At 66.9% G+C, this 15560-nt stretch carries 8 protein-coding genes; all 8 read left to right on the top strand.

The features are described 5' to 3' along the window. The first annotated feature begins 82 nt into the window (after positions 1–82). Positions 83–1111, top strand: coding sequence for an alpha/beta hydrolase (locus ABLE92_RS23880; RefSeq protein WP_348807289.1), 1029 nt, complete (start codon positions 83–85; stop codon positions 1109–1111). Positions 1112–1460: 349 nt separating this feature from the next. Continuing rightward, positions 1461–2873, top strand: coding sequence for an alpha/beta hydrolase-fold protein (locus tag ABLE92_RS23875; protein WP_348807298.1), 1413 nt, complete (start codon positions 1461–1463; stop codon positions 2871–2873). A 270-nt stretch (positions 2874–3143) separates the two neighbouring features. Then, complete coding sequence (locus ABLE92_RS23870; RefSeq protein WP_348807288.1) at positions 3144–3686, top strand: DUF732 domain-containing protein; 543 nt, start codon at positions 3144–3146, stop codon at positions 3684–3686. A 37-nt stretch (positions 3687–3723) separates the two neighbouring features. After that, the gene (locus ABLE92_RS23865; protein ID WP_425476277.1) at positions 3724–4737 is read left to right on the top strand and encodes a cutinase family protein; all 1014 of its coding nucleotides are present in this window, start codon (positions 3724–3726) and stop codon (positions 4735–4737) included. Positions 4738–5021: 284 nt separating this feature from the next. After that, a complete protein-coding gene (locus ABLE92_RS23860; RefSeq protein ID WP_348807286.1) occupies positions 5022–6029 on the top strand; it encodes an LLM class F420-dependent oxidoreductase in 1008 nt (335 codons plus the stop codon). A 319-nt stretch (positions 6030–6348) separates the two neighbouring features. Beyond that, positions 6349–8271 carry a long-chain-fatty-acid--AMP ligase FadD32 gene (gene fadD32 / locus ABLE92_RS23855; protein ID WP_348807285.1) on the top strand — a complete coding sequence of 641 codons (1923 nt, stop codon included), beginning with the start codon at positions 6349–6351 and terminating at the stop codon, positions 8269–8271. A 268-nt stretch (positions 8272–8539) separates the two neighbouring features. Beyond that, complete coding sequence (gene pks13 / locus ABLE92_RS23850; RefSeq protein ID WP_348807284.1) at positions 8540–13870, top strand: polyketide synthase Pks13; 5331 nt, start codon at positions 8540–8542, stop codon at positions 13868–13870. Between the two features lie 19 nt (positions 13871–13889). Next, positions 13890–15437, top strand: a complete 1548-nt coding sequence (locus ABLE92_RS23845; protein WP_348807283.1) for an acyl-CoA carboxylase subunit beta — start codon at positions 13890–13892, stop codon at positions 15435–15437. The last annotated feature ends 123 nt before the right edge of the window (positions 15438–15560 follow it).

Below are 15560 nucleotides of genomic sequence, written 5' to 3'. Positions count from 1 at the left end.
CCGGAGGTCGTCGTTGTAATCCGGCGTGGGCGGACCGATCTGACGGGTCCGTGACACCGGTGACAGAGGGAGATTTCAGTCGATGGGTGCAGGTGAGATGAAACCGAAGGCGACCGGTGGGTTCCGGCTCCGCAGTCGGCTGGTGGCGGTCGTGGTCGCCGCGCTGACGGTGGCCGGACTTGTGGGAGTGGTTGCCGGTTCCGGTCAGGCGGATGCCCGGATCAACGGCACCGGCCTCCAGAACAACTTCAGTATCGACGCCTGCGGAATGCCCACCAATGGGGCGTTCGGCAACAAGTCGATGGCACCGGGCCGGGTCAACGTCCGCACCTGGTTCAAGCCGGGCAATCAGCGCACCGTCATCATGCTCGACGGTATGCGCGCCCAGTACGACTACTCGGGCTGGGAGATCAACACCAACATCCAGGAACTGGTCAAGCGCGGCGTCAACGTCGTCGAGCCGATCGGCGGCCCCGCCAGCTTCTACACCAACTGGAATGCACCCAGTAATTTCAACGGCCAGCAGCGCCGGTACATGTGGGATTGCGTTATCCAGAATCGTCTGGTGCCGGCGCTGAAGAAGCGTGGCTACCAGGGCAAGAACGGCAAGTACGCCATCATGGGTATCTCCTCGGGTGGTAACGCCGCGCTGTCGCTGGCCGCGCACCGCCCCGACCTCTACTACGCCGCCGGCTCGCTGTCGGGCTACAACTTTTTGAGCGCCCCGGGCATGCACACGATGATCCGGCTCGCGATGCTCGACGTCGCACCGGCGCCGTGGAACGTCGACGCGATGTGGGGCCCGCCGTGGGATCCGCGCTGGTACGACAACGACCCGTCGATGCTCATCAACCGGATGCACGGGATGAAGATCTTCGTCGGCTCGGGTAACGGCCTGTTCGGTCGGTACAACGCACTGCCGAACGTGTTCGACGACCTCTTCAAGGGTTCGACGCTCGAGGTGCTCGCCTTCACCCAGGCCAAGGCCTTCGAGGGGCTGGCACTGATCAACGGTCTGCCGGTGATGAGTCACTACGCCAACGGCACCCATGCCTGGGGCTACTGGCAGGACATGGTGTGGAACGCCTACGCACAGGGCTTCTTCCGCTGATCCGCTAGACGCGGCAACTGCTCTACCGACCCCGGTCGGAACCACTGGTTCCGGCCGGGGTTTTCGCATCGGCCGGTCACCCGGTCGGGACGCTACATCTGTCCGCCTAGATCACAGAAGTCACAAAAATCTCATCTGCCACAGCGTGGCGTCCCCGCCCGACGCGCATGACCGTGTAAGAAACACCTGAGGCTAAATGACACCAGTGAGATTTTTGTGACTCATGTGGTGTTCGGGAGGACAATCCCCCGTGGCGACGGGTCGTCGGGGTGCGAAGGAGCTCAAGGGAATGCGAACAGCGAGTGCGGGGCGGCCACGGTGGCGCAACCCCGTCCGAATGATCATCACGATGGTGGTGATCGCCGTGGTGGCAGCGGCGTGGACGTTGATCGGGCAGCAAACCGCACACGGCGCACCGGCACCCGCGCCGGCCGCGCCACCGGCGACCTCCCCGGCACCGTCACCCGCCTCCCCGGCACCGGCGGAATCTCCGGCCCCGGCGGCCAGTCCCGCGCCGGCCGCAGCGCCCGCGGCGACGGCACCCGCCCGCGTCACCAAGACGTACTGGTACACCGACCGCCGGGTCGCCCTGTGGGTGTTCTCGCCGGCGATGAACACCGAGATCCAGGTGCAGATCCTGCTCGCCCGCGACTGGTGGGCCAATCCTCGGGCCAAGTTCGCCCAACTGACGATGCTCGACGGCCTGCGTGCCCAGGATGACCAGAGCGGCTGGATCATCAACACCGACATCGTGAACTTCTATCAGGACAAGAACGTCAACGTCATCCTGCCGATCGGTGGCGAATCCAGCTTCTACACCGACTGGCAGCAGCCGGACAAGGGCAAGACCTACAAGTGGGAGACCTTCCTCATCCATGAGCTCCCGCCGATCCTGGAGGGCGACTGGCGGTCGACCGACGTCCGCGGGATCGAGGGGCTGTCGATGGGTGGCTCCGCGGCGATGATGCTCGCGGCCCGCAATCCCGGTTTCTACAAGTTCGCCGGTTCGTTCTCCGGCATCCTTCAGATGACGTCCTACGGCATGCCGCAGGCGATTCAGTTCGCCCTGCGCGACGGTGGCGGCTACGACGCGATGAAGATGTTCGGGCCGCCCAGCGATCCGGCCTGGAAGGAACACGATCCCTACCTGCTGGCCGACAAGCTCCAGGGCACCAGCCTCTATATCTCCTCCGGGAACGGAATGATCGGCCCGCACGACTCACCGTCGGACATCCCGATGCTGGCCACCAACTACTCCGGCGTCGGCCTGGAACTACTCTCCCGGGTCACCTCGCAGCAGTTCGCGATCAAGCTGAACCAGTTGGGGATTCCCGGTCAGGCCGTCTACCGGGCATCGGGCACCCACACCTGGCCGTACTGGGAGTTCGAGATGCATCAGGCATGGCCGCAGGCCGCCGCCGCACTCGGCCTGTCCGGCGACAAGGTCAGCTGCCGTCCCAGCGCCGCGTTCAAGAAGGTCGCCGACCGCGCCCGGATCGGTGCCTGCCTCACGCCGGAGTACGCCGTGCCAGGCGGTCGGGCACAGGACTTCGCCGGCGGACGCATCATCACCGGACCCAAGGGCCCGAAGGTGGTGGGTGGGGCCATCGGCGGCGCCTACGCGGGTGCCGGCGGACCGGGCGGCAAGCTCGGCCTGCCCACCGGGGACGAACAGAACTGGCGCGACGGCGGCAAGTTCCAGACGTTTGAGCACGGTCGGATCAACTGGACACCGCGCGGAGGTGCCGTACTCGCCCGGTGACCGAACCCGACATGAACACGCAGGAGCCGCTCCACACCACGTGGGGCGGCTCCCGCGTGTGATCCCGGGGACATCGGAGTGTGCCGGGCCTGAGAGCTCTCTGTGGAATCCATGGGTTTTCCGCAGATCACGTGTTCCCGCGGCCGGATTCGTCGGAGGTGTTGGGTAGCCTTGCGCTGGCGGTCCGCACACCGACCGGTGAGCGTTGGCCCGATGTTGTTTGTGCCGTGCTGTTTTCACGGCGCGAGACGTGGAAGCGATGACGAAGTGATGATGACCAAGTACCTCAGGCTCGGCCTGATGATGATGGGCGCCGCGTTGGCGTTCGGCTCGCTGACGGCGTGTTCGGATGATTCGACCGCGAGTGCCCCGATCACCAGCAACCCGGTCACCACCACCTCGCTGTACTCGGCGTCGTCCAGTGCGCCCTCGTCGTCGGCCGCCGCCGACTCCTCGTCCCCCGATTCGGCGACATCGACCACCGCTGGTTCGAGTCTGCCCGCCACGGCACCGCGTACCACCGCGGCGGCGTCGGGTTCGTTCGTCGCACCGTCGGGTCAGGCCCTCGATCCCAAGGCCAAGCGGTATCTGCAGGCCCTGCGCGATCAGAACGTCACCCTGCTCGGCGACGAGGACAACGGCGTCGCGTTGAGCGTCGCGATCTGGGTGTGTGAGGCCCAACGCAAGAACACCGATCCGGTGACCACCAAGGGGTATGTGGTGGCGCTGGTGGCGCCCGGCACCAACAGCACGCAGGAGGCCAACGCCAAGGCCGACAAGGTGATCAAGGCCGCCGAGGATTACTACTGTTGAGCGCGGGATCACCGCTTCTGAGCGGACACCCTGACCGGTGAACGCCGCCCGCCGATCTCGCCGTGCCCGATCGCGCCCGGCCCGCCGACGCATCCTGCCGCTGATGCTCGCAGCGGTCGCCCTGCTCGCGATCATCGCCATCGTTCTCGTCGTGCTGTGGGTGCAGGGTCTGCGTGGCGGTGCGCCGCAACCGCCGGGCACCTCGACCACGCCGTCGACGCCGTCCACCCGCCCCGAGGCGCAGTCTGCCGACTGTCCGGACGTGTTGACCCTGGTGGTGCCGGGTACCTGGGAGTCGGCCGCCGATGACGACCCGGACAACCCCACGGCCAATCCGCGATCGTTGATGCTGCGCGTCTCCTCGGCGCTCAAGGAGCAGTTCCCCGAATCGCGGACCGAGGTGTACACGGTTCCCTACGTGGCGCAGTTCCGTAACCCGACCAACCTCAACGACCACCAGGCCGACTACAACGACTCGCGGACCCAGGGCTACAAGCGGGCCGCGGGCAAGATCATCAGCACGCACGAGCGTTGCCCGCTGACCCGTTACGTGATCATGGGCTTCTCACAGGGTGCGGTGATCTCCGGTGATCTCGCCTCGGCGATCGGAAACGGGCGGGGCGGGGTGCTACCCGCCGAGGATGCCGATCTCGTCCTCGGCGTCGGATTGATCGCCGACGGTCGTCGGCAACCCGGCGATCAGCGCGACATCACCCCGAGCCCGCCGGGCGTCGGAGCCGAGATCTCGCTGAGTGGAATGGGTACGCTCGTACCGGGAATCACGATGACCGGACCACGCACCGGCGGATTCGGCAGCGTTCGCGACAAGGTCGTATCCATCTGTGCGCCAGGCGATCTCATATGTGACGCGCCCACCGTCACCAATCCGCTGGGCGCGGTCAACCAGTTGCTCGGCGCATTGAACAACCCGGTGCACGCCCTCTACGCGACACCGCGGTACTGGTCCCACGACGGCGCCACCGCCACCCAGTGGATGCTCGGCTGGTCGCAGAACCTGATCGACGCGGCGCCCCGCCCGGCCCACAACTGACGGGCGCAACAAGCGCCGCCTACGAGCCCGTGTGTGCGCCGCGCCGCGATGCAGGAGGAAGAGCGAGGAGCGTAGCGACGATGCGATGACGACGACGAGCGGTGCAGGTGGGCGCACGCACGCGCGATTCGCGGAGCGATCGCAACCAAGCACCGTTTGGTGAGCTCACGGGCCTGCATTAACGTTGTGGGCTGGTTCGGCGATGTCCCCCAAAGTGGGGGAGATCCTCCGCCGGAACATCGACGACGCCGGGCAGGTACCGCCGGGCACGAGGAGAGACGCGTATGACCCAGGTCGAGCCCGCCGGGCCGGGCCAGAGCACTGTGCGCAAGTTCCGGTTCGGCGCGGGTGGCGAGGGCAACAAGGACGAGGGCGGCGCCCGTAAGTTCGTCAAACTCGCGCAAACCGCCGAAGAGTACGGATACGACACGTTCGCGGTACCGGATCACCTCGGTAATCAGGTCGGACCGCTGGCCGCGCTGGGTGCACTCAGTCAGGCCACCAGCCGTATCCGCCTCGCCACCTCGGTGCTGGCCAACGGCTTCCGCAATCCGGCGATCCTGGCCAAGGAGGCCAACACGATCGACGTGCTGAGCAAGGGACGCCTCGAACTCGGCATCGGCGCAGGCTGGATGAAAGAGGAATTCGACAAGGCGGGTATCCCGTTCGAATCGCCCGGCGTACGCATCCGGCGTCTCGACGAGTCGCTGACCATCCTCGACAAGCTGATGCGCGGCGAGACCGTGGACTTCGACGGCGAGTTCTATCAGATCAAGGGACTCGAGGGCACGCCGCGGCCCCGGCAGGGACCGCGCCCGCCGATCGCCGTCGGCGGTGGCGGCCCCAAGATGCTCGCGCTGGCAGCCAAGCACGCCGACATCATCTCGGTGGCGCCGGGCACCACACCCGACGGCAAGATGAAGCTCTCCGACATGACGATCGAGAAGACCGCCGAGCGCGTGGACCGCATCCGTGCGGCGGCCGGCGACCGATTCGACGACATCGAGATCAATTGGACCATCGCGGTCATCGTCATCACCGACGATCGGCAGGCCACCGCCGAGATGGCTCTCAAGGCGCTTGATCAGGGGTATCCGCCGAACATCGCCCGCGACGCCGAGTTCACCGTCGACGATGTGCTGAGCTCGCCGTACATCGCGATCGGCTCCTTCGAGGAGATCGCCGATCAGATCCGCGAGATCCGGCGCCGGACGTCGATGTCGTACGTCGGGGTGTTCCCGACCCAGATGGACGCGTTCGCGCCGGTGATCTCGCTCCTCAAGGGAGAGTAATGTGTGACCTCGGTCTGGCGGCGCACCCGGACACCGGATATGCGTGAACCCGGTGGTGTCCGCCCAGGTGAGGGGCCTGCAGTCACGTGATCGGGCTGCAGGATCACAAAAAGCGGACATGACGATCACGCGAAGCGAAACCGAAGACGCGACTGCACTACCGTGAGGCGGTAGTCGCGAGATGAGTACCGATGCGAACACCGATGCCCGAGCAGTCGAGCGTCATCGTTGTTCGTGGGCGCCGCGGGGTGTGCCACGAGAAAGGTACGCACTCACCTGCCCGGCAGGGGAGTGACGTGGGGGCCACAGGAGTAGATGGATGCTGAACACTGAATTCGACCAGTTCCTCGACGAGAACGGTCAGCTGCACTTCACCGAGGACGCGACGCTCGTCGACTATGTCGAGCGCAACGTCCGCGACGCGGCCGACACCCTCGCGTACCGATTCATCGATTACAGCCGTGAACGTGACGGTGAGCGTCAGGACCTCACCTGGGCACAGTTCGGCAAGCGACTGCGCGCGGTGGCCGCCCGACTCCAGCAGGTCACCAAGCACGGGGACCGGGTCGCCATTCTCGCCCCGCAGTCGTTGGAGTACGTCATCGGCTTCTTCGCCGCGCTCTACGCCAGCAACGTCGCCGTACCCCTGTTCAGCCCCGATGAGCCCGGCCACACCGACCGCCTGACCGCGGTCCTCGCCGACTGCGAACCGACCGCCATCCTCACCTCCACCAAATCCGCCGAGGCGGTCCGCAACTTCTTCGCCGACCGCCCCGCCAAGGAACGTCCTCGTGTCATCGCCGTCGACGCGGTCCCCGACTCCGTCGGCTCCGGCTGGGTCGCCCCCGTCGCCGGCAAGGACCACAACAAGGACACCGTCGCCTACCTGCAGTACACCTCCGGCTCCACCCGCGTACCGGCCGGCGTGGAGATCACCTACCAGGCCGTCGCCGCCAACGTTCTGCAGATCTACGACTGCATCGAGATCGACCGCAACGCCCGCGGCGTCACCTGGCTGCCGATGTTCCACGACATGGGACTGCTGACGGTGATCCTGCCCGCGCTCGGCGGAAAATACATCACGATCATGAGCCCGCAGGCCTTCGTGCGCCGCCCCGGCCGCTGGATCCGTGAACTCGCCGCCGACGACGACAACGCCCCCACCTACGCCGCCGCACCGAACTTCGCCTACGAGCACGCCGCCGCACGCGGACTGCCCAAGCCCGGCGAGACCCTCGACCTGTCCAACGTGATCGGACTCATCAACGGTTCCGAGCCGGTCACGGTCGGCTCGATGAAGAAGTTCAACGACGCCTTCGGTCCCTACGGCCTGCCGAAGACCGCGATCAAACCCTGCTACGGCATGGCCGAGGCCACCCTGTTCGTCTCCGCCACTCAGCGCGACAACGAGGCCAAGATCATCTACGTCGACCGCGACGAACTCAGCGCCGGACGAATGAAGATCATCGACTCCGACGCCCCCAGTGCCGTCGCACAGGTGTCCTGCGGCCAGGTCGCCCTGAGCCAGTGGGCCGCCATCGTCGACGCCGCCGACTACGACGAGACCGGCACCGCCACCGAGAAGGCCGACGGCCAGGTCGGCGAGATCTGGCTGCACGGACTCAATATCGGCGCCGGCTACTGGAACAAGCCCACCGAATCCCAGCGAACCTTCCACAACACGATCGACGTGCCGCTGCCCCAGGGCAGCCACACCGACGGGGCACCCGAGGGCGCCGAATGGATGCGCACCGGCGACTACGGCGTCTGGTTCGAAGGTGAGCTCTACATCACCGGCCGCGTCAAGGACCTCGTCATCGTCGACGGCCGCAACCACTACCCGCAGGACATCGAGTTCAGCGCCCAAGAGGCCAGCACCGCGCTGCGCCCCGGTTTCGTCGCCGCCTTCGCGGTCCCGGCCAACCAACTCCCCGCCGTCGTCTTCGAACAGTCGACCAGCGGTCTGAGCTTCGACCCCGACGACGCCTCCGAACAACTCGTCATCGTCGCTGAGCGCGGACCGGGCAAGAAGACCGACCCGCAGGAGATCGCCGACACCGTCCGCGCCGCCATCGCACAGCGCCACGGCGTCATGGCCCGCGACATCCTCCTCGTGCCCGCCGGCTCCATCCCCCGCACCTCCAGCGGCAAGATCGCCCGGCGCGCCACCAAGGCCGCCTACATCGACGGCAGCCTGCGGGGTGGGTACAAGCAAACAGCTTTCCCGGATGCGGGCGCTTAGCGGCGTGCTGACTGGCGCCGCTTCCGGCGGCGCGGGTGTTTGCGCCCTTGAGCACCGCTCGTCGTCGAAGACGACGCCGCGAAGATGTGGCGTCCGCTCCGCGTCCGCGAGTGTTCGGGCCCGGAGGCGCCACTCAACCCGACGGCTTCGCTCCTCGCTCTTCCTCCTGCATCGCGGCGCGGCCCGAACACCTGGTGGTAGCGGTGCGCCACTCCATTTCCGCAGGGCCGGTCCAGTACCGGCCCACTGATGAGTATTTTGGGTACTGATGTCTGAACTGCATAACGACGCCAACACTGGGTCCGACGACACCGTCAACGAGGGTGCCGCGGCTCCCGCTTCCCCCGACGGCGAGACCGCCGGTGGCCTGACCGTCGGCGAACTGCGCGACTGGCTGCGGAACTGGGTGTCGGAGGCGACCGGTGTCCCCGCCGACCAGATCAACGACGACCGGCCGATGGAAGAGCTCGGCCTGTCCTCACGCGATGCGGTGGCCCTGGCCGCCGACGTCGAGGACAAGACCGGCGTCATCCTCACCGCGACCGTCGCCTACAACCATCCGACCATCGCGATGCTGGCCAAACGCATCATCGAGGGCGATCCCGACGAGGATGTCGACGTCGACGCCGACCGCTTCTGGGAACGCGACCGCGACGACGCCGACGACATCGCCATCGTGGGCCTGTCGACACGATTCCCGAAGGCCGGCGACACCCCGGACTCGACGTGGGACGCACTGATCACCGGCCGTGACGGCATCTCGGACCTGCCCGAGGACCGGTGGACGGAATTCCGTTCCGATCCGCAGATGGCCGAGGTGCTCGCCAAGCGCAACCTGCGCGGCGGCTACCTCGACGACGTGAAGTCCTTCGACGCCGACTTCTTCCAGATGAGTCCGCGTGAGGTCGAGATGGTCGACCCGCAGCAGCGTCTCGCGATGGAACTGACCTGGGAGGCGCTCGAGCACGCCCACATCCCGGCCAGCGATCTCAAGGGCGGGCAGGTCGGCGTCTTCGTCGGCACCTCCACCAACGACTATCAGCTGATGGCCGCCCTCGGCCTCGGCGAGGGTTCCGACGAGACCGCCGCCTACGCCCTGACCGGCACCGCGACCTCGATCATCGCCAACCGCGTCTCCTACTTCTTCGACTTCCACGGCCCGTCGGTGGCCATCGACACCGCGTGCTCCTCGTCGCTGGTCGCCGTGCATCAGGCCGTCCGAAGCCTGCGCTCCGGCGAATCCGACGTCGCGCTGGCCGGTGGCGTCAACATGATCCTCACCCCCGCCGCGACCGTCGGCTTCGACACCATCGGCGCGGTCGCCAAGGACGGTCACATCAAGGCCTTCTCCTCTGACGCCGACGGCATGGTGCGTTCCGAGGGTGGCGGCATGTTCGTCCTCAAACGCCTCGCCGACGCCCGCCGCGACGGTGATCAGGTGCTGGCCGTCGTGTCCGGTTCCGCGGTCAACTCCGACGGCCGCTCCAACGGCATCTTCGCCCCCAATCCCGAAGCGCAGGTGGAGGTGCTGCGATCGGCCTACGTCGACGCCGCGCTCGACCCGCGTCAGGTCGACTACATCGAGGCCCACGGCACCGGCACCATCCTCGGTGACCCCATCGAGGCCGACGCCCTCGGCCGCGTGGTCGGCCGTGGCCGCGTGGTCGGTGCGCCCGCCCTGCTCGGGTCGGCCAAGACCAACTTCGGTCACATGGAATCGGCGGCCGGTGCCGGCGCACTGGCCAAGGTGGTGCTGTCGTTGCAACACAACACGATTCCCGCATCCCTCAACTACGCGGGCCCCAACCCGTACATCCAGTTCGAGGCGACCGGACTCAAGGTGACCCCCGAGGTCACCGAATGGCCGCGGTACTCCGGGCACGCCATCGCCGGCGTCTCCGGCTTCGGATTCGGTGGCACCAATGCGCATGTCATCGTGCGTGAGGTGCTGCCGGGTGATCTGACCCGCGGCGACGTCGACATCCCCGCGCTCGACGCGGCGGCCGCCGAGACCCCCGTGGCCGACGACGATGACGACGACGAATTCCTCACCGAGGCCGAGCGTGCGGTCCTCGCCGCGCAGAACCCGGCCGCCGAGGCGCCTGCCGCCGTCGCCGAATCCGATCCCGCCGAGGGGTTCGCACCGGCCGCGGCCGAGGGCTCGGTGGTGCCGCTGGTGATCTCGGCATTCCTGCCGTCGCGTCGCCGCAAGGCCGCCGCCGACCTCCTGTCATGGCTGGAATCCGATGCGGGACAGGCGACTCCGCTCGCCGACATCGGCCGCGCGCTGGCACACCGCAATCACGGGCGGTCCCGTGCGGTGGTGATGGCCCGCAGCCACGACGACGCGATCAAGGGTGTTCGCGCGGTCGCCGAGGGCAAGGCCAATCCGACCGTGTATTCGGTGGATTCACCGGATGCGGCGTCGGCGGTGTGGTTGCTCTCCGGCTTCGGATCGCAGCATCGCAAAATGGCCAAGCAGCTTTACACCGAGAATCCGGTGTTCGCCAAGTATGTCGACCGGGTCGACGCCTTCGTGCAGCAGGAACTCGGCTACTCGATCGTCGAGATGTTCCTCGACGACGCACAGACCTACGGCATCGAGACCAGCCAGGTCGGCATCTACACCATCCAGGTGGCCCTGGCCGACGCGCTGCGTCACTTCGGCGCCGAACCCGGTGTGCTGGTTCCCCATTCGATGGGTGAGGCGTCCGCCGCCTACATCAGCGGTGGACTGTCGCTGGAGGACGCCACCCGCGTCATCTGTCAGCGTTCCCGCTTGATGGGTGAGGGTGAGTCGATGCTGCAGGGCGACGACATCCGCCTGATGGCGCTGGTCGAGTACTCCGCCGACGACATCACCGGTGTGCTCACCGATTACCCGGATCTGGAGATCTGTGTGTACGCGGCGCCGACGCACACCGTGATCGGCGGGCCGGAATCGCAGGTCGACGCGATCGTCGCGCGCGCCGAATCCGAGGGCAAGCTGGGTCGCAAACTGCAGACCAAGGGTGCCAGCCACACCTCGCAGATGGACCCGCTGCTCGGCGAATTGTCGTATGAGCTCACCGGAATCGAGCCGCGGCGCCCCACCGTCGGCTTCTACAGTTCGGTGGATCGGGAGACCTTCTACCGTCCCGGTCACGAGCCGGTGCACACCATCGACTACTTCCTCAAGGGTCTGCGCCACAGTGTGTGGTTCTCCCAGGCCATCGCGAAGTCGGTGGAGAACGGGCACCGCACCTTCCTGGAACTCTCACCCAACCCGGCCGTCCTCATCTCCGTTGCCGCGGTGACCTTCTCGTCGGGTCTGCACGATGCGGAGCTGATCGAGACGTTGCGCCGCAAGGAGGACGAGAGCTACGGGCTGATCAACGCCCTGATGAAGCTCTACGTGCACGGACATCCGGTGGACGTCGGATCACTGTTCGGTGCAGGCGATTTCGCCGACATCCCGCGAACCCGCTTCGAACGCAAGGAATACTGGCTCTCCGCCTCGCTGTCGTCGGGGTCGGGTGCCGGCAAGATTCCCGGCGCCCACGTGGCGCTGCCGGACGGCCGGCATGCCTGGGAGGTCAACGCCTCGGCGGTCACCGACCCGCGGGAACTGGTCCGGGCGGCGGCCGCTCAGGTCCTCTCCGGAGCCACGGTCGGTGCGGCCCGCGCCCATGGTGAGCTGCCGTCGGCGGGAACCCTGACGACGACGCTGAGCCCGCACCCGGGTGGCGCGTCGGTGACGGTGCACGGCCGGGACGACGCAGACCACGGCGGCAAGAACTTCCGGCTGCTCTTCGAGGCCGCGGTGACCGGCGACCTCGCCGACGGCGCCCCGAATTCCGTTGACAGCGCCCAGAATCTCGCTGACGGCGCCCAGAATTCCACTGACAGCGCTCCGGCGAAGGTGGATCCGGAGAAGATCGGCTACACCGACACCTCGGTGGTCGTCGAGGACGAGGTGATCGACGACATCGGCAACCGCTGGGACCCGGCGTCGGGCGAGTCGGTGGAGGATCGGCTCGCGATCATCGTCGGTGAGTCGATGGGCTATGACCCCGAAGACCTGCCGCGCGAGATCCCGCTCATCGAACTCGGACTGGATTCGCTGATGGCGGTGCGCATCAAGAACCGCGTCGAGTTCGAGTTCGACATCCCGCAACTGCAGCTGCAGGCGATGCGTCAGGCCAACCTCGCCGACGTCACCAAGTTCGTCGAGTACGCGGTCGCCCACCGTGACGAACTGGACTCGCTGGCCGAGAATGCCGCCGGCGGAGGCGAACTCGACACCGCCGCACTCAACGCCTACATCGACGAGCAGAACGCCAAGCGTGCCGCCGCCCCCACTCCTGCCGAGGCAGCCGCACCTTCCCCCGTGGCTGAACCCCCCGCCGTGGAGGCCACAGCTTCCCCTGCGGCTGAACCCCCCGCCGTGGAGGCCACACCTTCCCCTGCCCCCGACCTCACCGATCAGAAGGCCGTGGCCGACGCCGCGGGCTCCGACGTCCCGCCGCGTGACGCGGCCGAGCGTCTGACCTTCGGGGTGTACGCGGTGATCACCAAGCGGTCCGCGGGCGGCATCTTCAACAAGCTGCCGGTGCTGGAAGAGGAAGTGGCACAAGCACTCACCGACAAGCTCAACGAGCGCACCGGTGGCGATATCGACGTCGAGGACATCCTCGACTCGGAGACGATCGAGGAGATGTCGAACTACGTTCGCGAGTTCCTCGACGCCGCCGCCGACACCGACGGCTTCATCCGATACCTGCGGCTGACGCCGGCGGGCAAGAAGAGCTACGACCCGAGCGCCGGAGATCCGGTGCCGGCGTTGCTGTTCCATCCCGCCGGCGGCAACACCTCGGCGTATGAGGCGCTGCTGAAGCGGCTGCCCGACGATCGGCCGGTGATCGGTTTCGACCGCGTCGAGGGCAGCATCGAAGAGCGTGTGCGCCAATACATGCCACGCCTGCGCGAGGTGCAGCCGCACGGCCCGTACGTGCTGATCGGCTGGTCCCTCGGCGGTGCTCTCGCCTACGGCTGCGCGCAGGTGCTCGCCGAGGAGGGTGAGGACGTCGCGTTCGTCGGCCTGATCGACGTCGTCCGGCCGCGCCACGACGTGGCGGAGACCTCGGACACCAAACGTCAACGGCTGGAACGATGGAAGGAGTTCGCGATCCGCAACTACGATCTCGACGCCGACATCCCGATCCCGATGGATCGGCTGGTCGAGGCCGACGACGAGGGGCAGTTCGCGATCATCATGGAGATGATGTCGATGTCGGGCACCAAGATCCCCGGCGGGATCATCGAGCATCAGCGCACCTCGTTCATCGACAATCGTGCGCTCACCAACATCCGGCCGACCCGCTACGACGGCAAGGTGGTGCTCTACCGCGCCGACCGGATGCACGACGGCGCCATCGAACTCGAGCCGCAATGGGCCGAGATCGACGAGGACGGCCGCTGGGGTGAGGTCGTCGACGATCTGGAGATCATCCACATCGGTGGCGATCACCTCTCGATCGTCGACGAACCGTTCATCGGCAAGATCGGTGCCGACCTGACCCGCCGCCTGAGCGACGTTCCGGCGCCCAGCACCCACTGACAACGGCTAGGAGTAGACCGTGGAGACGACCGCAGCGAAACTCGCCGACCTTCGGGCCAAGCTCGAACTGGCGAAGGAACCGGCCGGCGAGAAGGCGATCGCCAAGCGAGCCAAGAAGGGGATTTTCTCTCCCCGTGAGCGTTTGGCGATGCTGTTCGACCCTGGGACCTTCGTCGAGATCGGTGCGCTGGCCAAGATGCCGGGTGCGGCGGAGACCGGTTACGGCGACGGCGTCGTCACCGGCCACGGCTTGGTCCACGGCCGTCCGGTCGCCGCGTTCTCCCACGATCAGTCCGTCCTCGGCGGCACCGTCGGTGAGATGTTCGGCCGCAAGGTCGCCGCGCTGATGGAGTGGGCCGGGCGGATCGGCTGCCCCATGGTCGGCATCAACGACTCGGCCGGTGCGCGCATCCAGGACGCGGTGACGTCACTGGCCTGGTACGCGGAGATGGGCCGGCGTAACGATCTGCTGTCCGGTCTGGCGCCGCAGATCTCGGTGATCCTCGGCAAGTGCGCGGGCGGTGCCGTGTACACCCCGGCCAACACCGACATCCTGGTGGCCGTCGAGGACAAGTCCTACATGTTCGTCACCGGGCCGGACATCATCAAACAGACCACCGGAGAAGAGATCTCGGCCGAGGACCTCGGCAGTGCGCACAATCAGGCGCGGTGGGGCAACATCCACCACGTCGCCGCCGACGAGAAGGCCGCCTTCGAGTGGGTGCGGGACTACCTGCAGTACATGCCGTCGAGTTGCTACGAGCGCCCGCCGGTGATCAACCCGGGCCTCGAGCCGGAGATCACCGCCAGCGATCTCTCCCTCAACGAGTTCATGCCCGATTACGACAACGCGGGCTACGACATGCACGACATCATCATCAAACTCTTCGACGACGGCGCCTTCCTCGAGGTCGGAGAGTTGTTCGCGCCCAACATCATCACCGGGTACGCCCGGGTGGACGGCCAGTCGGTGGGTGTGGTGGCCAACCAGCCGAGTGTGATGGCCGGGACCCTGGACACCGATTCGTCGGAGAAGGCCGCGCGATTCGTGCGGATCTGCAACGCCTTCGGGATCCCGCTGATCTTCCTCGTCGACACCCCCGGCATCCTGCCGGGCCTGGTGGAGGAGCAGAAGGCGACGATCCGGCGGTCCGGCCGATTCCTCTACGCCTACGTCGAGGCCGACGTCCCGAAGATCACCGTGGTCCTGCGCAAGGCCTACGGCGGCGCGTATGCGGTGATGGGATCCAAGCAACTCGGCGCCGACATCAACTTCGCGTGGCCGTCGGCGAAGATCGCGGTGATGGGTGCCGAGTCGGCCGCGGCGGTGCTGACCCGACGGCAAACCGAGGGGATGAGTGCGCACGACGCCGACAAGGTGCGCCGCGACTTCATCGACTTCTACAACACGATGATGGCCACGCCGTATCTGGCTGCCGAACGCGGTTACATCGACGCGGTCATCGAGCCCGCCGAAACCCGGCTGCAGTTGCGAAAGGCGTTGGCGCAGTTGCGTGACAAGCAGATGCTCCGCACCGACCGCAAGCACTTCCTGATGCCCATCTGATCACCCCGCGGGGAGCGTTCGCCCCGGGACGATCGGCCTCGGCGAAGTCGCCCGGGACGATCAGCCCGGCGTGCTCACCGGGCTGGCGCAGTCGAGTAGTTCGGCGGTGTCGACGATCTTGCG

This window comes from Gordonia oleivorans (assembly GCF_040044975.1).
Classification (GTDB): Bacteria; Actinomycetota; Actinomycetes; order Mycobacteriales; family Mycobacteriaceae; genus Gordonia; species Gordonia oleivorans.
The sequence above is the reverse complement of the archived record's forward strand: the minus strand, read 5'-3'. Positions and strand labels throughout refer to the sequence as shown.

Bases quoted from the DNA above. Each gene is read 5' to 3' on its own strand.
- ABLE92_RS23875 (WP_348807298.1), top strand. From the start codon at position 1,461: ATGGTGGTGATCGCCGTGGTGGCAGCGGCGTGGACGTTGATCGGGCAG.
- fadD32 (WP_348807285.1), top strand. From the start codon at position 6,349: ATGCTGAACACTGAATTCGACCAGTTCCTCGACGAGAACGGTCAGCTG.
- ABLE92_RS23880 (WP_348807289.1), top strand. From the start codon at position 83: ATGGGTGCAGGTGAGATGAAACCGAAGGCGACCGGTGGGTTCCGGCTC.
- ABLE92_RS23860 (WP_348807286.1), top strand. From the start codon at position 5,022: ATGACCCAGGTCGAGCCCGCCGGGCCGGGCCAGAGCACTGTGCGCAAG.
- pks13 (WP_348807284.1), top strand. From the start codon at position 8,540: ATGTCTGAACTGCATAACGACGCCAACACTGGGTCCGACGACACCGTC.
- ABLE92_RS23870 (WP_348807288.1), top strand. From the start codon at position 3,144: ATGATGACCAAGTACCTCAGGCTCGGCCTGATGATGATGGGCGCCGCG.